The sequence below is a fragment of the Vibrio sp. 1874 genome (genome assembly GCF_033344395.1).
GTDB lineage: Bacteria > Pseudomonadota > Gammaproteobacteria > Enterobacterales > Vibrionaceae > Vibrio > Vibrio alginolyticus.
In genome coordinates this window covers 14,986-30,696 of record NZ_JAWPOR010000016.1, presented here as the reverse complement: position 1 = coordinate 30,696, position 15,711 = coordinate 14,986, and the positions used below count along the sequence as shown (strand labels likewise).

The following is a 15,711-nucleotide window of genomic DNA, read 5'->3' as shown; positions in this document are numbered from 1 at the left end:
AAAAGGAGCCAACAGGCTCCTTTTTTATGCTTCTTTTTTCTTTTGCTCTTTAAGAGTTTTCTCAATGAGCTTATTCATGCCTTCTGCGATTAAAACTTGGCAAAGGTGTTTTCTGTTAGCAAATTGAGGGTCCAATTCAGCTAATTTAGTACCCCATTCGCGGTAATATTCATTCAAGTTGATATGCACTGGCTTTTCTGACGATTTTGTTTTGTCAGTCGACTCTAATGCCTCATACCATTCTTGTGATACCTCATCTTGTTGGCTATTAACATCGCCATTGATGAAAGCATCGGCATTTTTTTCAGGCGTTTGGTTCTTTCGAATAGGTTGTCTGAATCGTTTAGTGTTATCAGCCATTTGCTTTCTCCAGTAATTCATTGACCAAGTTGTTCATTTCTGCCTTGGCTTTTGCATCACTCATTTCTCTTACACCACGACCAATAGCATAGGCATCGCTATACACCACTCGGTTGTATGCCACTGTCTCAAGGACTTCCATTGAACTGTATTCTTTAAGAGTACTCTTAGTGAATATAATGTCTTGCTCTCTCGCTGTATGGGTCGGGGCAATCGAGATCATGCAAAACGTTTTAAGCTTAGAGTTAAAATCTTTAGCTGTATCAATAAGGTCTTGTACTTCTAGAATACTGTCTCTATGGTCTTGAGTGGGACGAAAAGGTGCTAAGGCAATGTCAGCCGCCAGTAAGCCACTGCGCATTTCTTGTGTACGAGTCGGGTCAATATTTCCCTGAACATCTACGATCACATAATCGTATTTAGTATCTAACTCCTGCAGGGTTTTAGTGATTTTCCCTCTTTTCTGCACGCAAAAAATTGGTGGCTCAATACCTTCTTCCTCACGGTAAGCACCAAAGTTTGCAGTAGTACCACCAGGATCTGCATCAACCAGACAGACTGAATTATGGCGGTGTGCAAGTTCTACGGCTAAGTTTTGGGAGCAAATAGATTTCATTGCTCCACCTCTTTGCCCAAAAACCAAGATAATCATGAGCATCTCCTTCATTTGTGTGTGCTTATCATAACACACAAAAACTCAATTGATACCCATAAAACACCATAAAAGCACTTAATAGGTATCAGGTAGATACTTATTTGTTATCACTTGGAAGTTGCTATCTAGTTAGGGGCGTTTGACATGTTAGGCTAAGGAGGTGACTAAATTAGTTATCCACAAATCCACACTTCTATAATAGTTATATTTTATTTATGAAGATCTATAAAGATCTATAAAGATATATAAGGCGCTAAAAAACCTTTAGGGTCAATAACTTACAGAACAAACTATTACCTTTTGCTCCGGTAACTAGATCGTTCTACTCCGGTAACTAGATCACTTTACTCCGGTAACTATTACCTTTTACTCCGCTAGATAGATCGTTTTACTCCGGTAACTATTACCTTTTACTCCGGCTTGAGGTGTAAGTTTGTTGATAAATGGCTATTTATGTCCTTGATTCGTTGATTTTTTCTATAACTATTACCTTTTACTCCGCTTTGGCGCTCAAAACTCTCTATAAAACCTTTACTATTACTTCTTACTCCGGTATTAAAGGCAATAAATCACAATAAATGACTTCTTACTCCGGCATTTCCGGAGTAAAGGGTAATAATTAAAAGCCCCTTAGCAGCAAAGAGTCATAGTTAGCAAGAAGCACCGGAGTAAAAGGTAATAGTTATGAATGACAATGACGCCCCTGAGCAAAAGTTGCCAAAAGAACGAACAATCACAAGTGCAGTGTCTGCCGATATCCATAGCGACTTTTTCAAAAAATCTCATGCGCTTGTCTTTTCCCGACTGTCGTTATCACCAGTGGAGCACGATATTTTTGCTCTATTACTGTCACGGTTGCATAAAGATCAGTGGGAAGACTTTATGGCAGGGAAAACACCGATATCACCTAGCTATGAGTTTAAAAGCAAAGTGCTTTGCGACTGGTTTTGCGTGGAAAAGGAAGACCTTTATAACATCCTCTATAAGCCGTCAGAACGATTGGCAGGTAAGAAAATAGGTGTGATACAGGAAGGTGATTCTTTCGACTTTATCCCTTTGTTTAAGCGAGTTAAGTACAAACATGGCACGCTAACCATCAAACCTAATGATGAGCTGATCACAGAGTATTTAGGGATATCCCAAGGTCACGCTCAAATTCCACATAAATCATTCCGACAAATAAAAACGGAGCATGGCAAAAGATTGTATACCATGCTTTGCCGGTTCAAATCCCCTAACACTGAGCTGCACCCACAAACGATTGAAGACCTCCATGGTTTCTTTGGTCTGTTAGATAGGCAAGGGACGCTATTGAAAAAGACTTATGCTGTAAACGCTAACTTTATCAAGCGGATCATTAAACCAGCGATTCAAGAAATTGATGAGAAAGAGCCCCATATTAGATTCCTGATCGATGACAAAACAGGGAACTACGGATTCTCTTACATCAAAGAAGGTAGAAAAGTAGTCGGGATTAAGTTTCTTTTTCAGTGGCAATTGCCGGAAAAAGAAGTCGGCGTTAAGGTTGAGAAAAATCTGACCTACGAGGATGCATTAAGGACATTTGCCGACGTTGTTGATAAGCGATGCATTCCGTCCATTGAGGAAATTAATAATCTAAAAGAACATTTGGTGAGGATTGGTACTGAAGGGCACGATTTTGGCAGTGGGTTCTTTTCAAAACTGAGAGAATCTGAAGAAGCTGCTCAAGAGATTGAAGAAAAAGCGTGATAATTTGAAGTATAACCGTGAAAGATGCCTTCTGTCTTTCACGGTTTATGGGGTAACTAATGATAACAATGAGCTTTTGAGTTTTTACAAAAGCCATATTATTCAAGGCTTTAATTAGTATTGGAGTGGTGTTGATGGGGGTGTTCTACGGAGTCATCACTTCACGATTCACCTCAAATCCTCACGTTTTATCCTCAAACGTTCACTGGTTTAGGGTAGTAAGGTTGTAACCCATCCATGTAGCGCCTAAATTGCTTCTTAGAAAACCCTCTAAGTGCGATCATTTCAAATGTTTTACCTCTCCCGCTCCCTTTGCAGCTGATAGAGCGCCTCACAGGCGTTTTATAGACGGTAAAGCCCTCCTCTCGGTAGATATGGGTAAGTTCAGGCAAAAGCGTGTTAGTGGCGATTACAGCGCCATCGTAGCCACTAAGCATACTAACAATGCGATCTTGTAAGTTTTCATTTTTATCTTTGGTGTAGCCGTTAAATGTTTTCTCATAAGGAGGATCCATTAGGACCATCTGAGCATCGGATATATCTACCGCTGAGAAGCAACCGCAACTAAAGGTCCAGTTTTTAGCGACTCGCATAAACTCTTTTGTGTCCGGTGGAGTGGCGATGCCCTTATAGTCACCAAACGGCATGTTAAATTTGCCTTCTCGTTTGCTTTGGCGAACAAGCCCATTGAAAGAGTGTTTGCATAGATACCAAAAAAGGGCAGCTTCCCTTTCGCCTAGTTCCTGACCAGACAGTAAAGAGTTATTCAGTTCCTCTCTGGCAGAATAGAAGAACTCCTCTTCTAGCAAGAAATCGTTTGGATCTATTTCATACCCGTTGGAGAGTTGCTTATACAAATTGATAAGGGCGGGGTTAGCATCATTGAGGGTGACGTTGTTAAATTCATAAAACAAAGAAAATGCTGCAGAGCCGGCGAAAGGCTCTACGACTCGTTCTGGTGCAATGTCATTAACAATGCGCTCTGCACGTTTGGCAAGCCACGTTTTGCCGCCTGCCCATTTGATTAGTGGTTTCATGCTATCCCTTTTTGTTGCTGGTTTTCCCAAATTGCGGGTGAAATATGATGGCGGTTGCTGCCTTTTCCGTATCTAAATCAGAGAATGCGCTTTTAAGGGAGGTCACTTCCTTAGTGATGTTGGCACCATGGTTGATAGATATGGCGTGCAATCCAGCCAAGAAATGGAGTTTGTATGGAGAGGAAAAGCGAATTAGCAAATCATGGAAGCCTAGTGTTTTAATACGCTGCCATCGTGTATATCGTTGCTGGTGGTTTGACATTCCGCCTCCATTCACAGTCAGTCAAACCGTGATCTGCACTTATCGTGGGTTTCTTGTTCATAGTGCTCTTTTAGTTTTTGCTCCCAATCGGGATAGATAACTTTGAGCACATCATTTTCATCGTTCAATCTGCCGCAGTGTGAACCAAGCTGTTGTAGCTTTTCGGTTCGTTGAATTAGCGCACTTTTAAACCATTTAGCTATTGCTATTGGATCGCCGGTATAACCAAGCCCATCACAATGAAGGCATTCCCATTTAGCAGAGAATAACCCTTTGGTTTCACCTTTCCCGCTGCAGTGAGAGCACACTTCTGGGGTGTGCTCTACTTGGTTGTTTGCAAGCTCTATGGCTGCATCGACTAAAGAACGTTTACTCTTCATCAATGAGCATTAATCCAAGGGAATGAGCAGCAAACACTTCCGCCAGTGCGCCTTTTGACTCCATCCAACCTTTAAGGCGAACAACAGCATTCGAGACAAAAAGATCTGAGAAGCTCAGCTTCATGTACTGGTCGTAAGTTAACCCTTTGGGGTTTCTTGCTGGGTTCAGTGGGATGTGTCCGGCATCCTGTATCATTTCTTCGATACGGAAGAATTCTGGATGATTGAAATGGCGGTGCCCTGTCATTGGTCCGCTGATATAAATTGTGAGCTTTCCTGCATCTTTTCTTAATTGCTTCAAACTTTCTAAAGTCAATTCAGCACGACACGTAACGTGAGCCATTTCCGGTGACATCCAATTTCCCTTTAAAACAAAGTGGTGGACAGAAATTAACACTTTGATGTATGTTAATCAATAGCGTAATTAAAAACGTAATTATTGACGTAATTTAATGCGTTCTAACTAACGGTGAAGAGTAAGTTGGTGATTGGTAAGTGTGCATCCTTCATGTAGCATGGCGATAATCGTCAACTAGATAACAAATTTGATGGATATCAACATGCTAAAAAACGCTGAGGTACGTGTTCTTGTTATTCTCAAGAAAGAGAAAAAGAACACCATTGCCATGACCGACCTCACTCGACGCCTTAATGTCAATGCTGGTATCAAAGCCGCAGAGAAAAACCAGATACTTGAGTCGCTAAAAGAGCAAGGCTTGGTCGCTGTTGAAAGAAAGCAGATACCAGCCATGCGCCGTACTCCAACTTTGATCACTCTCACCGAAAAAGGTAAGCAAGTGCTTAAAGGTGTTGAGTCTGGAGATATCGAGTTTGAAACCTGATTGATCTGCGAAGTTTTGATCCAGTCGAGAAAAGATTAAACAACATTTTTTTGTTGTTTCTCGCCATCGCTAAAAACGGTAAACAGTGCACAACAAAAAGATAAAAGTTTGTTGTGGCAACCAAAAGCGCTTTTGAAGTAGAGCGCGGTACCACGGCTTAGCGGTGACGTTGGAAGGCTGAAATCGAAATGGACAAGACCGAGACAAATCAAGAGCGTGAAATCTCACTCAGAAAAGAAGAACAAATTGCGTGCGCCATTCTAAAGGGCGCTAAAACCGCAGATGTCGCGGCAGTAAACGGTATGAAGTATGCCGCTTGCCGCGAAATCCTTCACAAGTATTGCCGTCGTGTTAATCCTCAAGCTTATGAGTCGATTAATATTGATGCTGCCAATAAAGACTGTCATAGCCCATTCCTTGAACAGCTTCGAGAAAACAAGCATCAGTTTATTTCCCAAACTGCGCCTCGTGATCCTGAACAACTTCGCCGCGAAATCGAACAGCAAAGTGAGCGCCTAACCAGTGCTCAAATAACGCTGCGCTCAGAACGCACCATTCTAAGCCAGTTGGAAGCAGAGCTTGCAGCTGCAACTCAAAAAAAGTAATACCAGAAGAAAGAAGGATCCCAGAGTATGAAGCCTAAAAATATCATGGCTTATCGCTTTTCTCGGACAGTTCAACTCACTCCCGACCAACTAAGTGAGCAACTGTCTGAATTTGCGTTCGTTCCATGCGGTGAGCAAGACAAACGGAAGTTTGGGTGGGCGCCAGTAATGGGTAAACATAGCGATCAGCTATTGCATGTCGGTGCTGATTGGATTTTGCTTGCTGCTCGTCTTCAAGAGAAAATGTTGCCAGCATCGGTCATCAAAGAGGAAGTAAATGAGCGCATAGATGCTCTTGAAGCTGCGGAAGGTCGACCTCTCAAGAAAAAAGAGAAAGACAACATTAAGGATGATGTCGTCATTGATTTGCTACCACGAGCATTTAAACGAACCAATACCACTTATGTTTGGATTTGCCCTAAAAAAGAATTGCTTTTTGTTGATGCCAGCAGCTTTAAGAAAGCGGAAGACGTTTTAGCCCTGCTAAGAAAAACAATCGGCTCTTTGCCGGTGGTTCCTGTTACGTTTGCGTCTGCGATTGAGGTAACTCTGACTGATTGGTTAAAGACTGGTGAAGTTCCTAGCGGTTTTTCATTGCTTGAGGAAGCAGAGCTAAAATCAGTATTAGAAGATGGCGGTCAAATCCGTTGTAAACAACAAGAGCTGACTTCTGAAGAAATTCAGTCACACATTGAAGCTGACAAAGTAGTAACGAAGCTGGCAGTCAACTGGCAAGATCGTGTTGACTTCATCTTGTCGGATGATGGCAGCTTAAAGCGATTAAAGTTTTCTGACGAACTGACCGACCAAAATGACGATATTGCGAGAGAAGATGTCGCTCAGCGATTTGATGCTGATATGGTTCTGTTTGCTGGTGAGTTTGATGCCTTCCTGCCTCAGTTGTTTGATGCTTTGGGTGGGGTAGCGACATGTCAGTAAAGCTAATTGAAAAACCATGGGCGAAAGCCGTTCGCTGCCTACCTAATGAATTAGCGCGATATGCGCTATTCACCGTTGGCACTTCACAAGAGCGTCGATACTACACAAAGCCAATTTTACTGGGATTGCTTGATGGTAGTCATACGCCGATGGAACTGCAGTTCGTAGGACCAGAGCTAAGGCAAGATGATCTAGATGTGTATCTGGAACTTCTTCACTATGCACGCAATGCAGACCTATCAGGTAAGTTGAAATTCAAACGAGCAGAGTTAATGAAGTCTTTAGGCTGGGCTAGAACGCCTTTTTACTATGAAAGACTACTGCAATGTATGCGTCGATTAAGCCAGTCAAATATTGAAGGTCTTATCACTCGAAGAGAAGAAGGCGATCTAATTCAACACCGATTTAACTTTAATTTGGTAGACTCGTTCGAATATAAAGACGTAAATGGTGCAATGGCACGCTTTTGGCATTATCGTTTACCCGTAGAGTTGGTGAAATTTTTCACTTCTTCTGGTTTTGCTAGAATCGATCTAAAACGTCGTCAGGTACTAAAGAACAACAACATAGCAAAATGGTTGCAGTTTTATTTTGCCAGCCATAAAGCGAACAACAAGTACGCTGTGTCAGTAGAAAAAGTGATGCATAGCTGTGGTTCTAAGGCGAGCGATTTGAAAACGTTTCGTCAAAAGTTGAAGACAGCACTTAAATTGCTCAAAGCAGCTGGTATTGTTGATGCCTACATAGATAAAGAGTCAGATCGGATTCTGCGTAAGTAACGCTCATACTGTTCGGATACAACGCCCCGTATTTCAGGGGCGTTTTTATTGATAAGGTCTTATTGTGAATTGGATATTCATTGTTTTTAACCTCATTCCTTTGCTGCTAGGCTGGTTTGGATTTTCAGCCGGCGAGCCTGAACTGGTTACTTTTGCTATCACGCTCATAGCCATACGTGCAGCTCTTGTGCTGTTCACCGTCCCCAAGATGTACCTCAAATTTCAAAAGGCTGATCAGTTAACACGACGCTATCACCGACGCCAACTTAAAAAGCCTGCGACAGTATTCATCGTTTCGTTTATCACTCTTTGGTCGCTGGTGGTATGGGGGGCGGTATTAGTGCTGTGCATGGTAGTGCTAAGCACCGCTATGTACCACGGAATGAGAAACCACATCGTCAGACATTCTTACTGATTTAATTAACCGACCGTAAACGGCATTCTTGAAAGAGAGTGCCGTTTTTTTATGCCTAAATGGTAGGTGTTTAGTGGTGCTTTTATTTGTGGAAAAGCTGTTTATATACAGTGGGATAAGTGCTGTATATACAGTGGAATTGAAGTGAAAAAATGCATAAATCGAGATACCCAAACGCATAAGTTGAGATACTACTTTGCATAAATCGAGATACCCAAACGCATAAGTTGAGATGCCGTTTTGCATAAATCGAGATACTAGCAAAGCATAAGTCGAGATACCAGATTGATTTTATTTCATTGTTAAAACATGAACTTACGTTTCTTGTTTGGTCCAACTTTAAAGCCCAACAACCATCTTATAACCATATATAACCATTTAATAAGCCATCTTATAACCTATTAAATAAAGAAATAATAAAGAGAGATTTTTTAATTTTTAAATTGATGGAAAGAAACAGCTCATCCAAATACAGATAGAGATCTAATAGGATCTTTTGTGATTTCGTCTTGTTAGGCTGTGTCAGTGCCTCGCTATTCAACGTTTCTATGCTCATGAATGCCATTGCATCACTATCTATTGCAAAGGTCCTGCAAGGCTATAGGGGAGGGATTAGAACGTCAGCTGACTTTGTAGGAACTCTGTGCCTATAATGTGATTGTTAAGGGAGGGCTATGCCATGAGTAAACCATTTCAAGTTTATTGGAGTGAAGACAGCCATATAACAAACAAAGCCAATTGGTTGCACTGCGTGGAAACGGATGATCCTGTTAGAGCTGAGCAAATGTACTTCAAGCTGTGCAAGAAGATGCTTGGTAAGCAAGGTTATGTGTTCCTGCAGTCAAGTGATCCTGATGTGGTGCCGTATGGGCGATTTAACACAAGTGTTGGTATTAGTTGGAATGTCGATCGAGAAGAGCAAGAGATCCGTCGTTGGGTAGCGTGGGCTATGCCGCAAGAAATACCCTATAAGCGCTGGAAAGCTCCGACAACATACATGGTTAAGGGGTTGAAAGCTGCAATCTTACTCCGTTCTGGGGAGAAAATAGGCTGTGAGATCTCCGGTGAGATGATTGGTCGAGTGTTAGGTCGAAGTTCCCGAGGGGTTAGGTATTGGATTGCTGAAGACGGCGAGAGTCGAAGTATTGATTATGCTAACTGGCGGTGTTTATTGGAAATGGCTGGATTCAAGAATAAACCGATAGAAACCTATCTGTAGAATTTGGATCTTATGACTGAAACACAACTGGAAAATATGGCAAAAGCCGGCAATATCCTTGCTGGTCAAGCATTGAGGAAATATAAACAAGCTAAAGCACCCAAAAGAACCAACGGGAAGCCGCTTAAAACCGTCCCTGTGAAGCGGAAAGGGGACAAAGGTCCTAGTGGGTTGGAATTGTCTTTTGCTATGCAGGTTAAAGCTGCGGGGCTTCCTATGCCACTCTGGGGTAAGGATGAATTGATGTTTCATCCTAAGCGACGCTGGAGGTTTGATTTTGCATGGAAAGACCACAAGGTTGCCGTAGAGATCGAAGGTGGCACTTATAGCCATGGAAAGAAGCGAATGGATTCAGGGACAGGTAAGGCGGTTACTCAAAAATCGAGGCACTTAACGCCTACAGGTTTTCATGAGGATTGCATTAAGTATGGAGAGGCGGCAATTCTTGGTTGGTGCGTTCTTCGAGTGGATGCCAAAATGATTAAGGACGGTTCAGCCTTGGCAATGCTTGAGAGGGCGATTAAGGATAGAGTATCTGGTTGATGTCGAATGAATATCTAACGGGTATACTATTAATACCCGTTAGATACTTAATTGGTGTCTTCTTGAAAGAGTTCGTCAAGTTCAGATTCATCGACAATGCGTTCGTTTTTTACCAGCCAATTAACCAATAGCGCATATTCACCATCGTTCATTGTTCTGAAGCGAACGCTGTCTGGGGTTGTTCGCCATGCCCAAATAGTGTTAACACTTGTCTTGTAACAAATGTCAGCCACGTCTTGCGCTTTAAGCTTGAAGTGTTTCTGAATGATCTTGAGTTTTTCGTTATTGGTCATTAAGTCGTTCCGTCAGTGTTTCGTAGAAAATAACACTCAGGCGGTACAAAGTACAGGTTAACGCTGAATGGCGGTCATTTTTCCACAATGCTGGCACTTACAACGCATTTTGTTGCGTGTCTTTTCTACGTTCTCTTGCATTTTTAGCCATTGCCAGTACAGGTTAGAGTTTTCATTAGCTAAAAGTTTTAAAACCCACATAGGGCTTAATAGCTCACCACATAAGCCACACTCTATCGTTTCATTAGACTCATCAATCGTAAAATCACCGTGTGGACACTTCAATCGTCTTCGATACGTCTGAGTCTCTTTAAAGATGGGCTTATCAGAAGGAGGCTGTTTTATTTTCTTAAACTTAACAATGTTGTCGTTATCTTCCATTTTGAGTTCCGTTGTTTGGTACCCTCATCTGTGAGGGCACCAGTCAATCAATGGTAGGGTTATCGGCAGGCGCAGGCTTCAGCTTCGCCGTTGTGAAGCGCTTTTCTGTTAAATTCAACTTCTGCTAACAGGTCCACTAACTCTTTATCTGAGTTCTGTTGATAGCCAAGGGCTTTGAGCAGGGAGCTTTTGAACATTTCTTGCTGTTCAGTCTCCATAGCGACAACGTTATGCCCTTTTGTGATTTCAGTGATCAGTGATGATGTGATTTCGATAAGGTATTCAGCTTCGTGCAAAGCATCATATAGCGCATGATGAAGAGGACCTTTGCGTTCTAGTGTGTATTTAGGGTCAATGCCAAGTAACAGTCGACCTAGCAAACAGGCGGTGCGTAGTGATTGATTGCCTCGGAAATACCAAGGTTGCTCAATGCCTGCTTCTTCATAAGCGTGTGATAGGATAACGTTGTCAAATTCTGGACCGTTCCCCATAACCTGAGCTTTAGTGCCCTCTGGTGTGTTTTCCTTAATGTAGTAAGCAATTTGATGGAGAGCTTCAGGAAGAGATAAGCGTTCTTCTTGCTTCTCTGCTGAAAATAGTTCCGCATACGCTTCTGGTGATTCAGTTTTTTGTTTTTCCCAGAAAGCCATTGTGCTGTTTGGTTGGTTGATGTCGTCTTTGATGCGGTTTTCTTGCCCCTCATCGCTGATCAACATGTAGGTTTGGTTGATGATTCGGCGCTGATATAAATCAACAGTTACAACGGCAGCTGAGAAGATGTGCGTATTCGGACCTATAGAGCCTGTTTCGATGTCGGCTACATGGATTACTGGGCTTGATTTGATGCTTTTTAGGTATTCAAGTGTTGGTAAGATCATGGCTTTATCTCTATTTTTCAATGTCTAATGAATCTAAGGTAATTCTCTCGCCCACAACAGTGGTTGAGTAAGTGACTGAGTATTCAATTTCTAACTCATATTCGCCGCCACAGATATCACACGTTTCTTTTCCGTCCGATGGTTCGTCTGGTTCGTAGCTGCTGGCACAATGAGGGCAGACAATCTCATCATTGTTCTTGTAGTCCCATTCGTCATAATCGTCACTTGCAACCTTTTCCAGTGCTTCTCGTTTTAGTTTGAGGGAAAGGGCGGTTTGGCATGGATCGCATCTAAAGCCATTTTTTGTTCCCCAGACAGTCCCTATGACTTCAGAACGATTAGTTTTGCAGTCAATACAAATGTTGTGCTCATCACAGACAAAGTAATCCCAGCCCTTTGATGAGCCTAAACACTTCTCACAGCCAACAACCCAATACCAAGCACCATCAATAAATTCAGATTTGAGACCTTTTTGTGGAGGGGTTAGCTCCAACGTTGGCAAGTTATCGTTGTCACGGTTCCAAACTGCTTTCATTGGTCCGTTATGAACTCGATCGGTCCATTCAGGTAGTGCTTCAGGAATGAGTATTTTGATATTTTTATCCATGGTAATTTCCTGCTGGTGGCTGCGACCTTTGCCGCAGCCTGTTGTTCGTTAAGCGGCTTTAGGTTGGCGATTTAGGTCTGACCAGCAATCATGCTGTCGTTGCCATTGGTCTACTAACTTGTCCAGCTTGGAGTAGATTTGCTTCACAGCTGCTTCTCCGAATCCTTTCGATGCGTCACCGGCTTTGTCTTTAACGATGGCAAGTAGGCGGTGAGGTGGAATGTGAAGAACGCTGTATAGACTTTGGAATCCAGCGTTGTTTAGTACTTCAAGATGCTTAGGATCCAACTCAGCATCTTCTAGGTACGTTTCTTTAGCCCACTCCATACGTTCAATGAGGTGGGGGTGGGTGATCTCGATGCGGTTGATAATGAGTTCATGCAAAGCGTCATGAATGTCAGTTGGCCAACGGTCAGCTAAGTAATCGCATGGAGGGTAGAAAGGTTGTAGCCAGTCTGTCACGGAAACAGTGATATTTAGCCCGTGGTTGGTTTTAACCTCGTAATACCAGTCAAGGTCGTTAATGATTTTGATGGTTTTTGCTTCTGGTCGGAATGATAAACCATACTCAAACACATGGATGTAGCACTTCAATATGCCATCACTACCAACAAATACCTTATTGATAACGTCACCGTCTTTGTGCATTAATCGAGAGCGAGCTTCGTTTAGCTCTTCAGTAAGTTGCGTGTTGGCTTGGACCATGACGTTCTTCTTAGTCTCTGTGTCCACCAGCTGATTTTTAAGATCACGGATCTTGATGCGCTGCTCTTCTAATAGCTTTTGTTTTTCGTCGTTCTTTTTACGCTGGGCAGCTATACGGGCTTTCATTTGCTCAGGCTGCATATCTTGCAGGCGTTTAAGCTCTGCCAGTTTATCTTTTACATTGGCTTGAGTGAGTTTAGCTTGAGCTTTTTCTCGTTCCGCTTCTGCAGTGGCTTTTTTGGCTTCAAGTTCAAGCTCGTCAAGGTTAGAGCGAAGATCCGCTAGTGCTTTTTCTGTTTTGGATAAGCTCTCTTGCGTTTGTTCAAGCTCATCACAAAGCGAATTAAAGTCATCAACTTCAATGTTGTATTGCTCAATAACGATTTGCTCAATTTGATCAATCATGGTGATTGCAGCGTTTACAGATGTGTGAGCAAGACCTTCCGTTTTGTCTGCAGCAATGCCTAGCTGGTAACGAGCAGGGTTAAGAGCGGACTGTAGGGCAATCGCTACGGTGCTTTTCTCGGTTGTCATTCTACTTCTCCTTCAATTTTTAAACTCGGTAGTAATAAACGGGATGATGGCTTATGGCTGCATAGAGCTATTTAGGAAGCTCCAGATTTTGTCGATATAAACTTCGAGCTTCTGATCAATGCGCGTGAGCTTTGCTTGCAGCGACTTCTTGAGGCGCATAGAATAGGGAACTGGTTTACGCATAAGAAAACAGTGAGCAGCTAACAGGCGCTCTGAGCGTTCCATTCTGGATAACTGTTGATTGTCCATTGTTTGGGATCCTTCTTCCTGTGTGGTGTGTAGACTATGGCGTATCAATCTTTGGTCGGGGCGATACGCCAACCTTTCAAAATTTCGGCTTAATTCTTAGCTTGAATCTCTTTCCATCGGCTTTTTTGCCGGTCAGATTAAATTCACCATCAATTTCATCAGCCAACCTTTGGGCATCAGCGTGGAAATCTGCGAACTGGTGTCGCGTCAGGTTGTTTGCTGTATTTCCCTGAAAGTGCGCTGAAAGCACTATTACCTTGTGCTTCCCATCTCCGTTTGCATGTCTTTGTAGTGTTGTCATCAACATTTTCCTGTTGTCGATAGTTAGAAAATCTGGTGTTAACGTCACCGAGACAGTTAGCTCTCTTCGTGCTAACGACGCCAATATATATCTAAATCCTGTACAATGTACAGGATTTTTTTAAAAAGGTTGAGCCAGAGGTAAAAAGTCACTCAGCCGTTGGGACTCTTAATGCAGACACTTACAGTCAGTTTTTCCGAATCATCCGTTAAGCGAGCGCTAAAAACCGCTGAGGGTTACGAAATCAAAGTTTCGTCCAAGCCCACGGTATTGTTGCGTCCGCATAAAGGGTTAGAAACTGGCACTTGGTATCTGAGAAAAGGTAAGAAATATCACCCACTAGGTGGTTATCCGGCGGTTCCTGTATCACTGGTAAAAGAGCGTTTGCCTAGCATAGTGATGGAGTTAACGCTGAACCCTGAAGCGAATATCGAGATCAGCGGCTTCCAGAACGTTTCTGATCTGCTTGAGTGGTACTGCGATAGAGCGCAATCAGATCGTGAGTTATCTAAAAAGCGTAAAGCCACGGTGAAGTCCGTTATCAATAAGCACCTGATCCCTATGCTGGGTGATAAGCTGATTGATGAGTTGAACCATGCTTGCATAGACGATGCGCTTATCTGGCGCCTTCAAAGTAAATACTCCTTATCTAACGTCAGATTGATATTTTCCGCACTGAAAGCGGCATTTAAGCTTGCCTCCAAGCAAAACCGTATTAGTACCAATCCTTTGGCTGGTCTTCAGTTCACTGATTTCATTCAAAAACGCATCAATCCCAAGGATGCGCAAATCAGAGCGTCGGATATTCCAGCGGTACTTTCTTCGCTGGTGGATTGTCACTACAGCACCAGAATGCTGATTTTCATGATGTTGCTATTTGGTACCCGTATAGGCGAAACACGTCAGGCTAAGTGGTCCCATATAGATGGTGATTATTGGTACCTACCTGCAGAGCACACCAAAACGAAGCAGTCGCACCGCTTACCTTTGACTGAGCCAGTTAAAGCTTTGCTTGATGCTTACCGGAATGCTCAAAAATCCAAGGGTTACACAGGGCAATTTCTATTCCCTAACGATGATCGTAGTGGTCAATGTGTTCCTGCTAGTACCGCGAGCACTCAAATTAAGCGCATTTCAGCCAGCAATTGGACAGCGCACGACTTACGAAAAGTAGCGCGTACGGTCTGGGCTGATCTTGGTGTGGATTACATGGTGGGTGAAATGTTGTTGAACCATGCTCTTAGCAAGCTGGATAAGACTTATATCCATACTCACGTCGAACACAAGATGAAAGAAGCCCTTAGCGAGTACCACGACTGGCTAAAGAAACAGGGATTCCCGTTCTAATCTTCTCAAAAATTCCACTTAAAAATAAATAATCCTGTACAATGTACAGGTTTTTATTATATGGTGTTTCCACTTTCTAAAAAAGGAGTGTCGAAATGCTGTTAAACGAATTGAATATCCACCTGCTTTCTTTGCTATCTGAGCATAAAACGGCGACAGGCTATGACCTGACAAAAATGATGAGCACTAGCCATGTATGGCGTGCGTCCCACCAACAAATCTATCGCTCCCTGAATAAGCTCGCAGATGATGGTTTTCTGGCTTGCAAAGATGAGCCGCAGAAAGGTAAGCCCGATCGTAAGGTTTATTCGCTGACCAATGATGGAATTGCCAAGCTCAATGAGGCGGTAGAAAGCGCCATCCCTTCAATTAAGTCCCTGCACAGCATTCGTACTGTCATGTTGAACGTGGGTAATCAAAAGTATTTTGAAGAGCTATTGGAGCAGTTAAGAACTGAGATCCAAAAGACCGAGCAGCTCTTAGAAGAAACTGAACTCCCGTCAGAACGAATCTCAATGCAGCGTGAGATCTATATCAATCGCGCTGAAGAAAGCTATTGCGTAGAAGTCTTGGAGTACCTGCAAGACTCTAAGCGTATGGCTGCTTAATTACAGACCCTGACCAAAACCCTTTAAATCACACAAAGAAG

At 42.7% G+C, this 15,711-nt stretch carries 23 protein-coding genes; 10 read left to right on the top strand and 13 right to left on the bottom strand.

Going from position 1 to position 15,711, the window contains the following annotated elements; all coding sequences use genetic code 11:
- Positions 1–24 precede the first annotated feature (24 nt).
- Both R8N46_RS20570 and R8N46_RS20565 read right to left on the bottom strand, forming a co-directional pair.
- The gene (locus tag R8N46_RS20570; protein WP_110097010.1) at positions 25–360 is read right to left on the bottom strand and encodes a hypothetical protein; all 336 of its coding nucleotides are present in this window, start codon (positions 358–360) and stop codon (positions 25–27) included.
- A complete protein-coding gene (locus tag R8N46_RS20565; protein ID WP_158652731.1) occupies positions 353–1,012 on the bottom strand; it encodes a cobyrinic acid ac-diamide synthase in 660 nt (219 codons plus the stop codon). Before R8N46_RS20565 ends, R8N46_RS20570 begins: the two co-directional genes overlap by 8 nt.
- Before the next feature lie 687 nt (positions 1,013–1,699).
- On the opposite strand from R8N46_RS20565, the gene R8N46_RS20560 reads away from it, so the two are divergent.
- Positions 1,700–2,746 (top strand): replication initiation protein, encoded by a 1,047-nt coding sequence (locus R8N46_RS20560; protein WP_318098522.1) that lies wholly within the window; start codon positions 1,700–1,702, stop codon positions 2,744–2,746.
- Between the two features lie 194 nt (positions 2,747–2,940).
- Here the strand turns inward: R8N46_RS20560 and R8N46_RS20555 are convergent, their stop codons facing one another.
- The 4 genes from R8N46_RS20555 to R8N46_RS20540 are packed head-to-tail and all read right to left on the bottom strand — an operon-like array spanning position 2,941 to position 4,780.
- On the bottom strand, positions 2,941–3,783 hold the full coding sequence (locus R8N46_RS20555; RefSeq protein ID WP_164368922.1) for a DNA adenine methylase: 843 nt from the start codon (positions 3,781–3,783) through the stop codon (positions 2,941–2,943).
- Between the two features lies 1 nt (position 3,784).
- A complete protein-coding gene (locus tag R8N46_RS20550) occupies positions 3,785–4,045 on the bottom strand; it encodes a hypothetical protein (RefSeq protein WP_103412222.1) in 261 nt (86 codons plus the stop codon).
- 17 nt (positions 4,046–4,062) lie between these two features.
- On the bottom strand, positions 4,063–4,425 hold the full coding sequence (locus tag R8N46_RS20545; protein WP_222714869.1) for a hypothetical protein: 363 nt from the start codon (positions 4,423–4,425) through the stop codon (positions 4,063–4,065).
- Entirely contained in the window at positions 4,415–4,780 is a 366-nt protein-coding gene (locus R8N46_RS20540; RefSeq protein ID WP_103412224.1) for a DUF4406 domain-containing protein, read from the bottom strand. The genes R8N46_RS20545 and R8N46_RS20540 overlap by 11 nt, the downstream gene beginning before the upstream one ends.
- Positions 4,781–4,985: 205 nt before the next feature.
- On the opposite strand from R8N46_RS20540, the gene R8N46_RS20535 reads away from it, so the two are divergent.
- The 7 genes from R8N46_RS20535 to R8N46_RS20505 all read left to right on the top strand — a co-directional run bounded on the left by R8N46_RS20535 (position 4,986) and on the right by R8N46_RS20505 (position 9,767).
- Positions 4,986–5,267: a hypothetical protein gene (locus tag R8N46_RS20535; protein ID WP_103412225.1), complete on the top strand. Its 282-nt coding sequence runs from the start codon at positions 4,986–4,988 to the stop codon at positions 5,265–5,267.
- A 188-nt stretch (positions 5,268–5,455) separates the two neighbouring features.
- Positions 5,456–5,872, top strand: a complete 417-nt coding sequence (locus R8N46_RS20530) for a hypothetical protein (RefSeq protein WP_110097014.1) — start codon at positions 5,456–5,458, stop codon at positions 5,870–5,872.
- Between the two features lie 27 nt (positions 5,873–5,899).
- Positions 5,900–6,811 carry a recombination-associated protein RdgC gene (rdgC, locus tag R8N46_RS20525; RefSeq protein WP_103412227.1) on the top strand — a complete coding sequence of 304 codons (912 nt, stop codon included), beginning with the start codon at positions 5,900–5,902 and terminating at the stop codon, positions 6,809–6,811.
- A complete protein-coding gene (trfA, locus tag R8N46_RS20520) occupies positions 6,802–7,590 on the top strand; it encodes a plasmid replication initiator TrfA (protein ID WP_103412228.1) in 789 nt (262 codons plus the stop codon). The genes rdgC and trfA overlap by 10 nt, the downstream gene beginning before the upstream one ends.
- A gap of 64 nt (positions 7,591–7,654) precedes the next feature.
- Positions 7,655–8,005 carry a hypothetical protein gene (locus tag R8N46_RS20515; protein WP_103412229.1) on the top strand — a complete coding sequence of 117 codons (351 nt, stop codon included), beginning with the start codon at positions 7,655–7,657 and terminating at the stop codon, positions 8,003–8,005.
- 679 nt (positions 8,006–8,684) lie between these two features.
- Positions 8,685–9,224, top strand: coding sequence for a hypothetical protein (locus R8N46_RS20510; RefSeq protein WP_103412230.1), 540 nt, complete (start codon positions 8,685–8,687; stop codon positions 9,222–9,224).
- A 12-nt stretch (positions 9,225–9,236) separates the two neighbouring features.
- Positions 9,237–9,767, top strand: a complete 531-nt coding sequence (locus R8N46_RS20505; RefSeq protein WP_233902835.1) for a hypothetical protein — start codon at positions 9,237–9,239, stop codon at positions 9,765–9,767.
- Positions 9,768–9,814: 47 nt separating this feature from the next.
- Here the strand turns inward: R8N46_RS20505 and R8N46_RS20500 are convergent, their stop codons facing one another.
- From R8N46_RS20500 to R8N46_RS20470, 7 genes are all read right to left on the bottom strand, one after another.
- A complete protein-coding gene (locus R8N46_RS20500) occupies positions 9,815–10,060 on the bottom strand; it encodes a hypothetical protein (RefSeq protein WP_103412231.1) in 246 nt (81 codons plus the stop codon).
- 57 nt (positions 10,061–10,117) lie between these two features.
- Positions 10,118–10,441, bottom strand: coding sequence for a hypothetical protein (locus R8N46_RS20495; RefSeq protein ID WP_103412232.1), 324 nt, complete (start codon positions 10,439–10,441; stop codon positions 10,118–10,120).
- A gap of 59 nt (positions 10,442–10,500) precedes the next feature.
- Positions 10,501–11,319, bottom strand: a complete 819-nt coding sequence (locus tag R8N46_RS20490) for a 3'-5' exonuclease (RefSeq protein WP_318098521.1) — start codon at positions 11,317–11,319, stop codon at positions 10,501–10,503.
- 10 nt (positions 11,320–11,329) lie between these two features.
- Complete coding sequence (locus R8N46_RS20485) at positions 11,330–11,926, bottom strand: hypothetical protein (RefSeq protein ID WP_103412234.1); 597 nt, start codon at positions 11,924–11,926, stop codon at positions 11,330–11,332.
- A gap of 48 nt (positions 11,927–11,974) precedes the next feature.
- The gene (locus R8N46_RS20480) at positions 11,975–13,165 is read right to left on the bottom strand and encodes a hypothetical protein (RefSeq protein ID WP_110097016.1); all 1,191 of its coding nucleotides are present in this window, start codon (positions 13,163–13,165) and stop codon (positions 11,975–11,977) included.
- 51 nt (positions 13,166–13,216) lie between these two features.
- A complete protein-coding gene (locus R8N46_RS20475) occupies positions 13,217–13,414 on the bottom strand; it encodes a hypothetical protein (RefSeq protein ID WP_103412236.1) in 198 nt (65 codons plus the stop codon).
- 76 nt (positions 13,415–13,490) lie between these two features.
- Positions 13,491–13,715, bottom strand: coding sequence for a hypothetical protein (locus R8N46_RS20470; protein WP_038195521.1), 225 nt, complete (start codon positions 13,713–13,715; stop codon positions 13,491–13,493).
- A 171-nt stretch (positions 13,716–13,886) separates the two neighbouring features.
- Here R8N46_RS20470 and R8N46_RS20465 point away from each other — a divergent pair, with 171 nt between their 5' ends.
- Together R8N46_RS20465 and R8N46_RS20460 are read left to right on the top strand one after the other, a co-directional pair.
- Positions 13,887–15,062 (top strand): tyrosine-type recombinase/integrase, encoded by a 1,176-nt coding sequence (locus R8N46_RS20465; RefSeq protein ID WP_110097017.1) that lies wholly within the window; start codon positions 13,887–13,889, stop codon positions 15,060–15,062.
- A gap of 95 nt (positions 15,063–15,157) precedes the next feature.
- On the top strand, positions 15,158–15,670 hold the full coding sequence (locus R8N46_RS20460) for a PadR family transcriptional regulator (RefSeq protein ID WP_110097018.1): 513 nt from the start codon (positions 15,158–15,160) through the stop codon (positions 15,668–15,670).
- Positions 15,671–15,711: the final 41 nt, after the last annotated feature.